The organism is Cognataquiflexum nitidum (assembly GCF_022538055.1).
Taxonomy (GTDB): Bacteria; Bacteroidota; Bacteroidia; order Cytophagales; family Cyclobacteriaceae; genus Cognataquiflexum; species Cognataquiflexum nitidum.
This window is the reverse complement of record NZ_JAKZAM010000013.1, coordinates 103,190-116,457: the sequence shown is the minus strand read 5'-3', so window position 1 is coordinate 116,457 and position 13,268 is coordinate 103,190. Positions and strand designations below refer to the sequence as shown.

Below are 13,268 nucleotides of genomic sequence, written 5' to 3'. Positions count from 1 at the left end.
ACTGCCCAATGACAAAGTCACTTAGAGGGGTGTTTTTCCTGAATGAACCTGATGGATTCTTTGGCCAAAGCTTTGATGACATCTTCCTTCACATCTGAAAGCTTGTTGATATACACACAGGATTTGCCGTTTTTGAATTTGCCTAATTGGGCTAGCAGCCCACCGTGCTGACCTTTTACATCACAGGAAAAATAAAGGGAAATAGCAGCCTTTCTCGGTGAGAATCCCAAAAGCGGTGCATCTCCTTCGTGTCCGCTATCATATTTATAATGGTATGACCCAAATCCAATGATACTTGGACCCCACATTTTGGGTTCAAAACCTGACACTTCCCCGAAAATCCGGATCAGTTCAAAGCTGTCTTTTCTTTTTTGTTCATTCTCAAAGGAATTAATAAAATCCGTTACAGAACTGTCCGTTTCCTGGGTTTTGTTCTTGGTCATGGTTCCTATTTGTATTTGTCGTTCAATCCAATTCCTTGCATGATCATAGGTTTTATTTTTTCCAGCCGAGACAATTGGGTTGCTTCCCGTTTGGCTTCCTTTATGTAGGTCGAATATTCTTTTTTCTTGTAATCGCTTAGTTTTTCAAAACAGAAATTGAATTCTTCGTCCGAAGACAAGGCCTCACTGAGTATGGTGGGAATTTCTGTTTCCCTAGATTTCTGGATGTCAGGTTTAAGCCCATTTTTAGCATTATTAATGGCCTCTTGGATGTAAGAAATGATTAAATCGGGATTGATTTCATCGATGGATTGAAACCGCCATTGCCGTTGTGATTTGGTTTTGCCCTCTTGGGCGTTGACCAAAACCTGTGCAGGATCAGATAAAAAGACGCCATTGTAAAACCAAATCCCCACATAGGATTTGAAGGCTGCAATACCCAAAATATTTTGGCCCTGATAAGTATATACGTCTATTCCCCATTTGACTGTCCTTTCCAGTTCAGTTTGCGAAATAATGGATTTCAGTTTATCCATGATATCCATTGGGTTTTTGATCATTTTGGGAAAGATTAGATTGGGAATCTAATTTAATTCTGATTCCGATAAAATACCAGCCTCAGGCTTTGACAAAAAATAATGAAATAGCACAAAAGGCACAAAAGTCGACCTTTTATGCCTTTTGTTCATGACTGACATAACTTCAAAGTTTTGAAGGATCACCCAGTTTCCCCATAAATAGAATTGCACCGCTGTGTTTTTCCTGAATAAAAAAGATGAACGGTTTATCTAAGACCACGGTTCTGGGGCCGGTAGGCATCGAAGTTCTTTCAACCACTTCCACTATCGTAGCAGCAGCAGCTTCGGTACCTTTTTCATCCACCTCAATTACGGCATCATGAATGACTCTGGATATTTTCAGATCATCTGTGGGATTAGAAAACAATTTGGTGAAGTTATCGGGATGGAAAGAGAAAGGCTTGACCAATCCCATTTCCATAAGGTCATCTTTCATGTTTGCCATTTTGTACTTCATCTTGAATTTGGGCATTTTAAGAATGAAGTTTTGCTCTGATGAGTTTTTTCTCCACATTTCAAGGTTACCCAAATTCAAGTATTGGCTTATCTGATCAAGATTTCCTTGCGGATTGTACAGAATACCCATGGAATATTGGCCTGTGGAATAGGGTATTTCAAAGTAGTGGTATCCATCTCCAAAATAACTTCTAAATGCGGAAGGTTTATCCGAGTCCATCATGTCTACCAAAGCAGGATTCCCAGGATTTGGATAGAAGTTTTCCTTTTTTGTCTTTGATGCATCAAATTGATACTTCCAATCAGCTTTGTAATAAATGGCATTGACCAGATACATGACTGCATTGGAGGGGATTTGGTCCAACATGTCTTTGATCAGGTTGTTGGTTTTCTGCGCTATCCAGTTGTTGATGATGTTGACTGAATTGGGATTGCGCATGTCAAGTGCGGCGATTTCAGCATTGTAGTATTCCCTAGCGGTGTTTTTGAAAGGTACCTGCACCTGATACCCCTGCTTGTACCAAATGGCATTGGCAATGGCCATTTTCACTTTCGGATCGACTTGGAGCAAAAATTCAGTCATTTCTTTGGAGCCACGGTTGGCATCATCCATACTCATCCCCTCATACCTAAGAAGATCAACAAATTCTTGGAGAACTTCCCCCTTATTCCCATTCATAGTCATGGAGAGCGCCTGATGGATGCTGTAAGGACTATAAAACTGATTGGGTTCTTCAGGGTCATTCAACTGCGCAAAAAGATCAAGCGCGAATTTGGTGCTTGAATTGGCCAGTTCTTTTTCATAAGCCGCCAATGTTCTCAAATTAGCTTCTGCAGGTTTTATTTCTTCGGAAGGCACACAGGCAAAGAATAGTGCGCCAAATGAAAAGAGGGATAGGAGAAGTTTTTTCATAGTTTAAGCATTTGATTGACTAGACGGAAAATAGTGGCAAAACGCTACAATGAAAATTACTTAGATTTCTCCAATGCCCTTTCTACATCCTGAATAATATCTTCATAATGTTCCAAACCCACTGAAAGTCTTACCAAACCATCTGAAATCCCCACTTTAGCCCTTTCGTCTACCGAAAGTTTACTATGCGTAGTAGATGCCGGATGGGTGACGATGCTGCGGCTGTCTCCGAGGTTTGGAGTGATAGATACCATCTGAAGGGAATCAATGAATTTTTGTGCCCTAGACAATCCTCCTTTCAAGGTAAGGGTAATGATTCCTCCACCTTGTTTCATTTGTTTTTTGGCAAGTTCATATTGAGGATGGGAGGGAAGGAACGGATATTTGACAAAGTCAATTTCAGTATTTTCTTCAAAATAGGAGGCGACTTTCAAGGCATTTTCACAATGCCTGTCCATTCTGACAGCCAAGGTTTCCATGCTTTTTGACAAAATCCAGGCATTGAAGGGAGAGATGGATGGTCCGGTATGTCTGGTGAAAAATTCTACTTCTTTGATCAATTCTTTTTTGCCCAAAATCAAACCTCCCAAAACCCGACCTTGACCGTCGATGTACTTGGTGGCAGAATGTGTCACGATATGTGCGCCCCATTTTGCAGGTTGCTGCAGGTAAGGTGTGGCAAAGCAATTGTCCACTACGAGGATCAATTTATGTGCTTCAGCAAATTTTCCTGCCCATTCTAAGTCAATGATTTCTAATCCCGGATTGGATGGAGTTTCGATAAACAGCATTTTGGTGTTAGGCTGCACGAGTTTGTCCCAATGTTGAAAATCCGAAATATCTCCGTAAGTGGAAGTGATTCCCCATTTTGGGAAAATGCGCGTGAGTAGCTGATGTGTGGAACCAAAAAGGGAGCGGGAAGCCAAAATATGGTCTCCTTGCTGCAAAAGGGATGCAATACTTCCAAACATGGCTGCCATTCCCGATGCAGTAGCAATTCCGTACTCTGTCCCTTCTGCTGCACATACCTTTTGGATCAGGTCCGAAGAATTGGGATTGGAATACCTGGAATAGATATTTCCTTCAATTTCCTCCGCAAACATTTGCCTTGCTTCTTCGGCTGAATCGAAAGTAAAACTTGAAGTCAGGTAAATCGGCGAGGAATGCTCTCTTTGGCTTGATTTGCTTGCACTGATACGGATGGCGTCGGTTTCAAAATGGGACATAGGATTGGTATTTAGCTATTGGTTAATAGGTTAGATGTGCTTAGAAATAAGGAATTGGCAGGAACTGGAATCTGATGAAATTAAAAAACTTGGCGCTAATACTTGGTACATAGTACATTGTACTTCGTACTTCCCAATTTTAAATAATCCCAGAATATGAAAATAGAGATGAAATCGCATAATGTCTAATTTATAGGTCCCGTTTGTCCGGGCAGGTATTGGCACCTTTCTCGATGTGTCGGGATGGTTGCCAGAGGGTCAGCGAGCCTGTTCTCTCACCTCTTCTTTATAAATCAGTTGCCTGAAGTGTGCACAAAGAAAGTTTCCAAAAAGTTGATTTCAAAAGATTATTTCATAATACTTTTTTATTGAGGGGATATTAGATTGAAATATGATGGAAATAGGGTTGAAATACGATGGAAATAGGGTTGAAATAAGGTTGAAATATGATTGAAATAAGGTTGAAATAGATATTTATTGATACTGGATATTTATGGATATTGAATTCGGGTAAGATTTGTTGTCTCATGTCTCACGTCTCAAATCTCATGTCTTGTTAATCATTAAATTGAGTCATCGTCATATTGATCCCGACGGTGCAGAAACTTAGGACCATGTCTATGGCTTTGTCCATAAAAATCGGAAGTTCATCGATTTCTTTTTGGGTCCATCTTCCTAGGACGTATTCTACCTGTCTTCCTTTGGGGAAATCATCACCAATCCCGAATCTCAATCTGGGATAGTCCTGACCTCCGGTAAGTTCTTCGATGTTTTTCAATCCATTATGACCGGCTGAAGATCCTTTTCCCCGCATCCTCAGTTTGCCAAAAGGCAAGGCAACATCATCCACGATGACCATGATGTTTTCTTTGGGTATATCCAATTCCTTCATCCAATAATTCACCGCCTTACCGCTGAGATTCATGTAAGTCGTGGGTTTAATCATATAAATCTGTCTGCTTTTGTACTTGAAATTAGTACTAAATGCGAGGCGATCGCTTTTCCAAGTTACTCCTTGTTTATCGGCAAGCCTGTCCAGAGTCAAAAATCCCACATTGTGCCTTGTCAGTGCATATTCAGGACCGATATTTCCAAGTCCAACAATCAAATATTTCATCAATTCAATTTTGTAAAGTGAAGCAAAAATAAAAAATCCTGCTTAAGGACTAAGCAGGATTTGATTTATTGGTTTAATAAGTGAAATTATTCACCTTTTTTACCTCTCAACGCTCTTGGGATACCGATTGAAATGATGGATACATTCGGACTTGTAAGGATATCAAATCCTTCAGCCTTAAGTTCTCCAACTCTGAATGATTTTCCAAGTTCCAAGTTTGAGACGTCAACTCTTATTTTGTCAGGAAGACTGCCTGCCAACCCTTTTACAGCAATTTTTCTGGTTTTGAATTCCAGCTTACCACCTTTTTGAACACCTGGAGCTGTACCTACAATTTCTACAGGAATTTCAAATTTGATTGGTTTGTCAGGACTGAATGCCAAGAAATCCGCATGCAACAAAACGTCACTTACAGGGTGAAACTGGCAATCTTTCAATACAGCTTTCATTTTGTTGCCTTCGATATTTAAGTCAACCATGTGTACATCAGGTGTGTAAACAAGGTCTCTGAATAGTATGGCAGGAGAATAAAAGTGGATTTGTTCTTTGATAGCAGGACCATAAACTACGCAAGGTACACTACCTTCTTCACGGATCTGCTTCAACTCTCCACTCTCGAGATTTGCTCTTTTAAACCCTATAATCTCTAATGATTTCATAAATTTTTTAATTTGTTTGTATATAATTGATTAAGTAATCCTAAATAAATAATGCACTGATAGAGGTATTTCCTGTAACGGCATGTATTGCTTTTGCAAACAAGTCTGAAACTGAAAGGACTCTGATTTTTGAAGAAACCTGCTTCATAGGAATTGTATCTGTGATGACCAATTCCTTCAAAACAGAGTTTTCTATGTTTTGGTAAGCATTTCCGGACAATACACCATGTGTTGCAATCGCCCTTACTGAAGTTGCACCTTTCTCCATCAAGATCTGTGCTGCTTTGCAAAGTGTACCTGCTGTATCAACAAGGTCATCCACTAAAATCACATCCTTACCCTCCACATCTCCTATCACCTGCATAGAAGCAATCTCGTTGGCTCTTTTTCTGTGCTTGTCACAGACGACCATTTCTACTTCGAAGTGCTTTGCGTAAGACCTTGCCCTTGCGACACCTCCTACATCAGGAGCTGCAAAAATCATATTGTCTAAGGCAAGCCTTTCCAAATAGGGCACAAAAATAGCTGATCCATTTAAATGATCCAAGGGGATATCAAAAAAACCCTGAATTTGTCCCGCATGAAGGTCACATGTCATGATTCTGTCTGCTCCTGCTGAGGTCAGCATATTGGCAATGAGTTTTGCAGCAATAGAAACCCTAGGTCTGTCTTTCCTGTCCTGCCTGGCATAACCATAATAAGGAATTACTGCACAGACTTTGTAGGCACTCGCTCTTTTTGCTGCATCAATCATAAGACAGAGTTCCAGTAGGTTATCTGCAGTAGGATTGGTAGTCTGTATCAAAAAAACAGTACAGCCTCTCACTGATTCATTGTAGCTTGGAGATAGTTCTCCATCACTGAATTTGGAGATGGTAAGATCTCCAAGACGTTTTCCGTAATGTTTGGCAATTTTTTCTGAAAGTTGGATACTATTTGTTCCGGAGAAGAGTTTGACCTCAGACATGATGGTATACGGGATAATCTGTGAATAGAAAGGCTTCTTTGTAGGTGTAAAGGTATTGAAAATTGATTGCTTTCAGAATTTAAGAAACAAATATTGGGATAATATTTGGCTCTATTCGGTTTTTGGAAGAACCCCTTTCAAGAGATCTCCCGTGAGTACTCCAACTATTTGGTACATATCCAAAGTCAAGCAAAAATCTATGTCAGCTTCAATATTTTGATTTTGCAATCTTTTGGCATGGGAGGCTTGGCCTAGGAATATCTGAAGTCTATGGGCATTACTTTCATAAAGACTCTTCAATGCTATTGCAGTGTCACAGTCTGTCCGAAAGTGAGGATGTAAACAATTGACCAAAGCTCCGGCATATAAGGAATCCTCCAAATTGAATTTTCCTTTCCAACCTGCGCAAAGAATTAAAACGTCTTGAGACTGTCGGATAAGGTATTGGGCTGTTGCCTTAAGGTTGACAAATGCTCCAAGTAAAACCTGATGTGCATCCTCTTTCGTTTTTTCAATCGCCAAAGTACCGTTTGTAGTGGTCATGGCGATTTTTTTACCTGAATAAGCTTGGTTTAGATAAGCTAATGGGGAATTTCCCAATTCAAACCCTTCTGCTGCCAGCCCGTTCCTTTCTCCTGCAATAATGTATCCCTTAGAAGCAAAATCCCTGCATGCTTCCAAGTCCATGATAGGAGTGATGGATTCAACGCCATTTGCCAAGGCAGCCATCATAGTAGAGGTAGCCCTGAAAATATCCACTATGACCACATTCTTTTCTTTGGTATCATACAGGTGAATCAATTCTGGACTCACACATACTTCAATATTTCTCATGATTGACGGTATATAAAAAAACCGCAAAATGATCCTCTTGCGGGCTAGTATGATTTTTTTTAGCTTACTTTTTGTACAAAGGAAATTTCTCAACCTTTGCCAAAAGATTTTTATTTCGGACTGTTATGGCGATTTCAGTTCCAGGGGCAGCGTATTCAGATTTGACATATCCCATCCCAATACCTACTCCCATAGAAGGTGTCATTGTACCTGAGGTTACCTCACCGATGGTTTCGCCTTCAAGGTTGACAATAGGGTAATGGCCTCTTGGGATGCCCTTTTCCTGTAAGATAAATCCTACCAATTTTTTGCTTACCCCGTTTTCTTTTTGCTTTTTAAGATTTTCACTATTGATAAAATCCTTGGTGAATTTGGTGATCCATCCAAGTCCGGCTTCAATCGGAGATGTTTCATCGTTGATGTCATTTCCATATAGACAATAACCCATTTCCAGTCTCAGAGTATCTCTTGCCCCAAGGCCAATCGGCTTGATATCGTAGGCCTTTCCTGCTTCAAAAACCGCATTCCAAACCTTTTCTGCATCCTCATTTTTGACATATACCTCAAATCCTCCGGCACCTGTATATCCCGTCCCGGATATGATGACATCCTCTACTCCTGCAAAATCCCCAACTGCAAAATGATAAAATTTGATATCAGAAAGGTTGATACTTGTCAGGGATTGGACTGCTTCGATGGCCTTGGGTCCTTGGATGGCAAAAAGGGAAATGCTGTCAGATATATTTTCCAACGCTGCACCCATGTCATTATGTTTGTTGATCCAATTCCAATCCTTTTCGATATTGGAGGCATTGACGACCAACATATATTCCTGCTCTCCGAATTTGTATACGATTAGATCATCCACAATTCCTTCAGTTTCATTTGGAAAGCAGGAGTATTGAGCTTGGCCAATGACAAGTTTGGAAGCATCGTTTGAGGTGACTTTTTGGATGAGGTCAAGGGCTTTTGGGCCTCTCACCATAAATTCCCCCATGTGTGAAACGTCAAATACACCGACTCCCTGTCTGACTGTATGGTGTTCTTCCGTGTCTGAAGAATACCTTACCGGCATATTGAATCCTGCAAAAGGAACCATTTTACCTCCCAAAGCAATATGGAGGTCATTGAGTTGTATTTTTTTGATGTTTTCTGACATGATTAGGGTCTATTTTCTTGTCGGCAAAGGTAACAATTGGAATAAAAGTTTCCCTGCCTGAAACAAAAAATGCTGATAAAACTTATCAGCATCTCTTTTTAAATTTTGAAGGTGTGGTTTATACCGAGAAACTTTCTCCGCATCCGCAGGTTCTTGAAGCGTTTGGATTGACAAATTGAAAGCCTTTGCCATTCAAACCATCTGTAAATTCAAGAACAGTTCCCGCAAGATAGAGCAGGCTTTTTCTGTCTACTAGAATTTTGATGCCCTTGTCTTCAAATACATGGTCAGTCTCTACCAAACTGGCATCGAATCCAAGATCATACATCAAACCTGAACATCCGCCTCCCTTGACAGAAACCCTGATGTTTTCATTTTCGGATCTTCCTTCTTCTTTTCTCAATGAAAGGATTCTTTCCTTTGCCTTTTCCGAAACAGTTATCATATCTTTAAGTATTAAATTCAGTTGTACAAAGCATGAGTATAACATGCGTAGGGTTGAATAAATTCAATAGCAAAGATAAAAAAATATTGAAATGAGAAAAATTGAGCATTTAGGTATTGCTGTCAAAGATTTGGAAAAATCCAATGAACTGTTTTCGAAATTATTAGGGAAGGATAATTATAAGCAAGAAGCGGTAGAAGGGGAAGGGGTAAAAACCTCTTTTTTTATGATTGGGGAGACAAAAATTGAATTGTTGGAAGCGACTAGACCCGATAGTCCTATTGCAAAGTTTATTGATAAAAAATCCGAGGGAGTCCACCACATCGCATTTGATGTCGAAGATATTTATGCGGAAATGGAAAGGTTGAAAAGTGAAGGTTTTGAGATTCTCAATGAAACACCCAAAGCAGGTGCCGACAACAAAATAGTTGTATTTTTGCATCCTCGATCCACCAACGGGGTTTTGGTGGAATTGTGTCAGGAGAAGAACGGTTGATGATTGGAAGATTGGAAGATTGAAAAATTTGAAGATTGATAGGAGGTAGCTTCGAGAATTTAAAAATATAAGCAGGATTTAAATCCTTTTGAAAAAAAAGATGTCAGAAAAAAGAACAGAAATAGGTGAAATAGGGGAGTTTGGTCTAATTGACCACCTTAAAGAAAGTATTATAATCAAAAACAGTTCTACTTCATTCGGTATCGGAGATGATGCGGCGGTCCTAGATGCGGGAGATCATGTAAAGGTAGTCACTACAGATTTACTCTTGGAAGGGGTACATTTTGATCTTTCTTATGCACCGTTGCCACATTTGGGATTCAAGGCTGTAGCTGTGAATGTCTCCGATGTGGCGGCCATGAATGCCATTCCCAAACAGATTACAGTCAGCATCGCTTTGTCAAATAGGTTTTCGGTAGAAGCTGTAGATGCATTGTATTCGGGAATCAACGCCGCAGCGGAACATTACGGAGTAGATGTAATAGGCGGGGATACCACGGCTTCACGGTCAGGTTTGGTCATATCTATTACAGCCATCGGAGAAGCAAAAAAAGAACAACTCAGCTTCAGGTCAGGTGCCAAAGTCAATGACATTGTCTGCGTGACAGGCGATTTGGGTGGCGCTTTGGTAGGATTGCAGATATTGGAAAGGGAAAAGCAAGTCTATCTTGCCAATCCCGAAATGACACCTGAATTGGATGGATTCCAATATGTCACAGGCCGTCAGCTTCGTCCCGAAGCTAGGATGGACATCATCCATGAATTGCGGGAAATGGAGATTGTCCCGACAAGTATGATAGATGTGTCTGATGGATTGGCTTCGGAGCTTTTTCATATCTGCAAAGCTTCAGGGGTAGGAGTGACGATTTATGAAGACAAACTGCCGATTGACAAACAGACTTTTGATACTGCGGTAGAACTGAATCTCGATCCGATAACCTGTGTGTTGAATGGGGGAGAGGATTATGAATTGCTCTTTACGATCGACCAAAAAGATTTCTCCAAATTAGAAAAACACCCCGATATCCATTTCATCGGCCATGTGACCAAAGCGGAAGATGGCAAACTTATGGTAACCAAAAGTGGAACAGTGGTTTCTTTGAAAGCACAGGGCTGGAAGCATTTTTAGTCGCTACGTTTTAATTGTTTATAATTATGCCCTTTAGGAGTTTGAATATATGAAGGTTTCTTTGTTCAAAAGAATCCTTAATTTAATCACTGTTTTTTTACATTTTTTAATTATAAAAATTCCTATAGGTTACCATAATTAAATTTAATACCATTTAATTAAACAAAAGTTAGGAAATAAACTGTTTTTTTTTTTTTATTTAAAATCGATATAACAAAAGCCGGCAAATAGTATATCAAACCTTCACAAAAGGCTTGTGGACAGCGTATAAATAATTTAATAAAAAAAAATGTTTTGAAAAACCTATTTTATTTACCAATTATAATAGTAATGGTCGTTTTTGCAACGACAATTACAACGTCAAATACTGAAGCGCAAACTACCACTATTGCTTGTCCTTCAGGTGATAAATATCTATGTTACACAACACGAGAAGGAATACCTGTTAGAAAAGGAAGAGGTCAAACAATTATAACAATTCAATAATGAAAAATTACATTATAAAATTTTCGTTAGTTATCTTGGTGATAATTCTGTTTCAGGGATTTTTAACTGCCCAAGAAGAAGTTTCCAATGGTAAGCAAGGTATTATTTGCCCAAATGGCGATTCGCAAATTTGTATGCATTCACATACAATGGGTACTATATATAAAGGTAAAGGAACTATAATAATCTTTTGATTTAATGAACAACTCAAAATTTGGAAAGGCATGGCTTTATGTAAGCTATGCCTTACTTTTTGTTTCTGGATGTAAAATTGGTGGAAATAATAAGGAAGAAAGAAATTTTAAAAACCTACAAGAAGTTGAAATAATTACTTTGGATCTTCCCTTAATTAGGTTTCAGGCTTATAGGGATTTTGTTTTTGCTTATGAATACTCGAATAAAAGCTTATTTAAACTTGATCCCTCATTTCAAGTAATAGATACTTTGGGAGGCTGGGGAGATGGACCAAAAGAGAATTTATTGGTAAGAAACTATCATGTTTTTGCAGATTATAAGGCAGCCATATTCGATACTGAAAAAAGCACTTTTAAAATCCAGGATTTTTCTGATTCCGTCTTTTACTACCATAAGTTTACCAAAAATGTGGAAAGAGGGGTTTTTTTAAATGAAGACCTCTTGATAACCTTAAGTTCAGGTTCGAAAATGAAATTGGAATTTGATTTTTTTGACATTAAAAAATCCGAATTCATTCCTATAAAAAATATCAATAAACTCTACGACTTAGATTATTCTTTCTTAATTCATGAAGGAAAATTACTTCAAAACAAAAACATGGTAGTGTTTACCCCCTATTTTTCTGATCAATGGTTCACCTTCGATACTAAAACCAAAGAACTGAATGTGGGAAAATACTTAAAAGAATTTCCAATTCCTCAAGTAAAACAAATTGGAGACGGATTCATGTTAGATGAAGCTCCCGATCTGATAATTGACAGCTTTATTTTAGGAAATTACCTTGCCATTATTTCTAATGTTGGGGAAAGAAAATTAGGAGAAAACCGAATTCTTGATCTTTATAACATATCTGATTTATCTTATAGCCATTCCTATGTTTTACCTGAAATTAATGATGCAATACCTGATGATGGTTTTGTTCTAAGTGATTCTAAAATTGGAATAGTATACGAAGATGAATTAGTAATTTTTAAGTTAGAATTAGATTAAGTCTCGTATGTTTTTCGGCAAAAATTGCCACCAAATAGTTTTTTCTTAAATAACACTTAATCCTTCGGTGGCTTTCTATGCCAATACGAAGCCAATATTGATCCGGTGATATTCATAAATGGTCCGAAAACGGCAGAAGCAAGACCGACGGTAGCAATTTTTCCCATTTCCTTGGCAATTCCCGAAGCCAATCCTGCATTTTGCATTCCCACCTCCAATGCCAAAGTTCGGCAGTCTCGTTCATTCATTCTGAATAGTTTTGCTGCCCAATAGCCTAAAGTGTAACCGGCCATGTTGTGGAACACTACCAACAAAATCAAAATTGGACCGATATTCAATAAGCTATCCCGCCCTGCAGCCGTGATGATGGTGATGATCAAAGCTATCCCTATCATCGAAACCAAAGGCATGGCAGCGTCAAGCCATTTGACTTTTCCACTTAGAAATTTATTGAAAATCAATCCTGCGCCAATTGGAATTATTACAATTTTGATGATATCCCAAACCATTTTCCATACATCCACTTCCACAAATTCTCCCGCTAACCATCCCATCAAGACAGGAGTTACAAATGGGGCAAGCATTGTCGTAAATGCAGTAATTGTAATCGATAAAGCAAGGTTAGCTTTGGCCAAAAAGCTCATCACATTGGATGCCATACCGCTCGGAGAGCAACCGATTAAGATAATTCCAGCTGCGATTTCCGGTGGGAAACCGCTTAGTTTTGCCAAAGTATAGCCTATAAATGGCATGATGGTAAACTGAAGCATAATCCCGATAATTACTCCCTTGGGCATTTTGACAACCCCTGCAAAATCTCCCAAACTCATGGAGGTCCCCATGCCAAACATGATGATCTGCAGAAGGGGAACAATCAGTCCACTTAATTTATATTCTCCGACTTGTACGAAAGTCATTGGGTAAAACATCGCTGCCGTCACGCAGGCAAAAATCATGACTGTGTAAGTAAACCCTTTAAGCTTGTCATATCCTCTAAACATGATACCTAGGGAAATCAAAAATAGAATCCAAAATGGTCCTGAATTGCTTAAACCTTGGAATATGGAAATGCCAAGGGAAAGAAAGAAGAAGATGACAGATAAAATTTTGGCTATTTTTATGATGGCGTTTTTCAAAGGATTATGGGTTAATTGAGTTTACAACATTAGCAAAAA

Annotated in this window: 14 protein-coding genes and 1 riboswitch; of the genes, 3 read left to right on the top strand and 11 right to left on the bottom strand. The window is 39.0% G+C overall.

The window, feature by feature from the left end; genetic code table 11:
* Positions 1 to 17: 17 nt before the first annotated feature.
* The 10 genes from MMU07_RS10795 to MMU07_RS10750 all read right to left on the bottom strand — a co-directional run bounded on the left by MMU07_RS10795 (position 18) and on the right by MMU07_RS10750 (position 8,797).
* On the bottom strand, positions 18 to 443 hold the full coding sequence (locus tag MMU07_RS10795) for a DUF1801 domain-containing protein (protein ID WP_241125888.1): 426 nt from the start codon (positions 441 to 443) through the stop codon (positions 18 to 20).
* Positions 444 to 448: 5 nt separating this feature from the next.
* Positions 449 to 1,003 carry a YdeI/OmpD-associated family protein gene (locus MMU07_RS10790; protein ID WP_241125887.1) on the bottom strand — a complete coding sequence of 185 codons (555 nt, stop codon included), beginning with the start codon at positions 1,001 to 1,003 and terminating at the stop codon, positions 449 to 451.
* A 142-nt stretch (positions 1,004 to 1,145) separates the two neighbouring features.
* Positions 1,146 to 2,390 (bottom strand): serpin family protein, encoded by a 1,245-nt coding sequence (locus tag MMU07_RS10785; protein ID WP_241125886.1) that lies wholly within the window; start codon positions 2,388 to 2,390, stop codon positions 1,146 to 1,148.
* 56 nt (positions 2,391 to 2,446) lie between these two features.
* Positions 2,447 to 3,616, bottom strand: coding sequence for a trans-sulfuration enzyme family protein (locus MMU07_RS10780; protein ID WP_241125885.1), 1,170 nt, complete (start codon positions 3,614 to 3,616; stop codon positions 2,447 to 2,449).
* Positions 3,617 to 3,803: 187 nt separating this feature from the next.
* Positions 3,804 to 3,911, bottom strand: a riboswitch (SAM riboswitch).
* Between the two features lie 261 nt (positions 3,912 to 4,172).
* On the bottom strand, positions 4,173 to 4,733 hold the full coding sequence (pth, locus tag MMU07_RS10775) for an aminoacyl-tRNA hydrolase (RefSeq protein ID WP_241125884.1): 561 nt from the start codon (positions 4,731 to 4,733) through the stop codon (positions 4,173 to 4,175).
* 86 nt (positions 4,734 to 4,819) lie between these two features.
* Positions 4,820 to 5,392 carry a 50S ribosomal protein L25/general stress protein Ctc gene (locus tag MMU07_RS10770; protein ID WP_241125883.1) on the bottom strand — a complete coding sequence of 191 codons (573 nt, stop codon included), beginning with the start codon at positions 5,390 to 5,392 and terminating at the stop codon, positions 4,820 to 4,822.
* A gap of 40 nt (positions 5,393 to 5,432) precedes the next feature.
* On the bottom strand, positions 5,433 to 6,359 hold the full coding sequence (locus tag MMU07_RS10765) for a ribose-phosphate pyrophosphokinase (RefSeq protein WP_241125882.1): 927 nt from the start codon (positions 6,357 to 6,359) through the stop codon (positions 5,433 to 5,435).
* 111 nt (positions 6,360 to 6,470) lie between these two features.
* A complete protein-coding gene (locus tag MMU07_RS10760) occupies positions 6,471 to 7,193 on the bottom strand; it encodes a 2-phosphosulfolactate phosphatase (RefSeq protein ID WP_241125881.1) in 723 nt (240 codons plus the stop codon).
* Positions 7,194 to 7,257: 64 nt separating this feature from the next.
* Complete coding sequence (gcvT, locus tag MMU07_RS10755; RefSeq protein WP_241125880.1) at positions 7,258 to 8,352, bottom strand: glycine cleavage system aminomethyltransferase GcvT; 1,095 nt, start codon at positions 8,350 to 8,352, stop codon at positions 7,258 to 7,260.
* A 118-nt stretch (positions 8,353 to 8,470) separates the two neighbouring features.
* Positions 8,471 to 8,797, bottom strand: a complete 327-nt coding sequence (locus tag MMU07_RS10750) for a HesB/IscA family protein (RefSeq protein ID WP_241125879.1) — start codon at positions 8,795 to 8,797, stop codon at positions 8,471 to 8,473.
* Between the two features lie 91 nt (positions 8,798 to 8,888).
* Between MMU07_RS10750 and mce the strand changes: the two genes are divergently transcribed.
* The 3 genes from mce to MMU07_RS10735 all read left to right on the top strand — a co-directional run bounded on the left by mce (position 8,889) and on the right by MMU07_RS10735 (position 12,093).
* Positions 8,889 to 9,293 carry a methylmalonyl-CoA epimerase gene (mce, locus tag MMU07_RS10745; RefSeq protein ID WP_241125878.1) on the top strand — a complete coding sequence of 135 codons (405 nt, stop codon included), beginning with the start codon at positions 8,889 to 8,891 and terminating at the stop codon, positions 9,291 to 9,293.
* Positions 9,294 to 9,393: 100 nt separating this feature from the next.
* Positions 9,394 to 10,422, top strand: coding sequence for a thiamine-phosphate kinase (thiL, locus tag MMU07_RS10740; protein WP_241125877.1), 1,029 nt, complete (start codon positions 9,394 to 9,396; stop codon positions 10,420 to 10,422).
* 684 nt (positions 10,423 to 11,106) lie between these two features.
* Positions 11,107 to 12,093, top strand: a complete 987-nt coding sequence (locus tag MMU07_RS10735) for a hypothetical protein (protein WP_241125876.1) — start codon at positions 11,107 to 11,109, stop codon at positions 12,091 to 12,093.
* A 56-nt stretch (positions 12,094 to 12,149) separates the two neighbouring features.
* Here MMU07_RS10735 and MMU07_RS10730 read toward each other — a convergent pair whose 3' ends face one another.
* Complete coding sequence (locus MMU07_RS10730) at positions 12,150 to 13,229, bottom strand: bile acid:sodium symporter family protein (protein ID WP_241125875.1); 1,080 nt, start codon at positions 13,227 to 13,229, stop codon at positions 12,150 to 12,152.
* Positions 13,230 to 13,268: the final 39 nt, after the last annotated feature.

Bases quoted from the DNA above. Each gene is read 5' to 3' on its own strand.
- gcvT (WP_241125880.1), bottom strand. From the start codon at position 8,352: ATGTCAGAAAACATCAAAAAAATACAACTCAATGACCTCCATATTGCT.
- MMU07_RS10765 (WP_241125882.1), bottom strand. From the start codon at position 6,359: ATGTCTGAGGTCAAACTCTTCTCCGGAACAAATAGTATCCAACTTTCA.
- thiL (WP_241125877.1), top strand. From the start codon at position 9,394: ATGTCAGAAAAAAGAACAGAAATAGGTGAAATAGGGGAGTTTGGTCTA.
- MMU07_RS10790 (WP_241125887.1), bottom strand. From the start codon at position 1,003: ATGATCAAAAACCCAATGGATATCATGGATAAACTGAAATCCATTATT.
- MMU07_RS10770 (WP_241125883.1), bottom strand. From the start codon at position 5,392: ATGAAATCATTAGAGATTATAGGGTTTAAAAGAGCAAATCTCGAGAGT.
- pth (WP_241125884.1), bottom strand. From the start codon at position 4,733: ATGAAATATTTGATTGTTGGACTTGGAAATATCGGTCCTGAATATGCA.
- mce (WP_241125878.1), top strand. From the start codon at position 8,889: ATGAGAAAAATTGAGCATTTAGGTATTGCTGTCAAAGATTTGGAAAAA.
- MMU07_RS10785 (WP_241125886.1), bottom strand. From the start codon at position 2,390: ATGAAAAAACTTCTCCTATCCCTCTTTTCATTTGGCGCACTATTCTTT.
- MMU07_RS10750 (WP_241125879.1), bottom strand. From the start codon at position 8,797: ATGATAACTGTTTCGGAAAAGGCAAAGGAAAGAATCCTTTCATTGAGA.
- MMU07_RS10780 (WP_241125885.1), bottom strand. From the start codon at position 3,616: ATGTCCCATTTTGAAACCGACGCCATCCGTATCAGTGCAAGCAAATCA.
- MMU07_RS10760 (WP_241125881.1), bottom strand. From the start codon at position 7,193: ATGAGAAATATTGAAGTATGTGTGAGTCCAGAATTGATTCACCTGTAT.
- MMU07_RS10795 (WP_241125888.1), bottom strand. From the start codon at position 443: ATGACCAAGAACAAAACCCAGGAAACGGACAGTTCTGTAACGGATTTT.
- MMU07_RS10735 (WP_241125876.1), top strand. From the start codon at position 11,107: ATGAACAACTCAAAATTTGGAAAGGCATGGCTTTATGTAAGCTATGCC.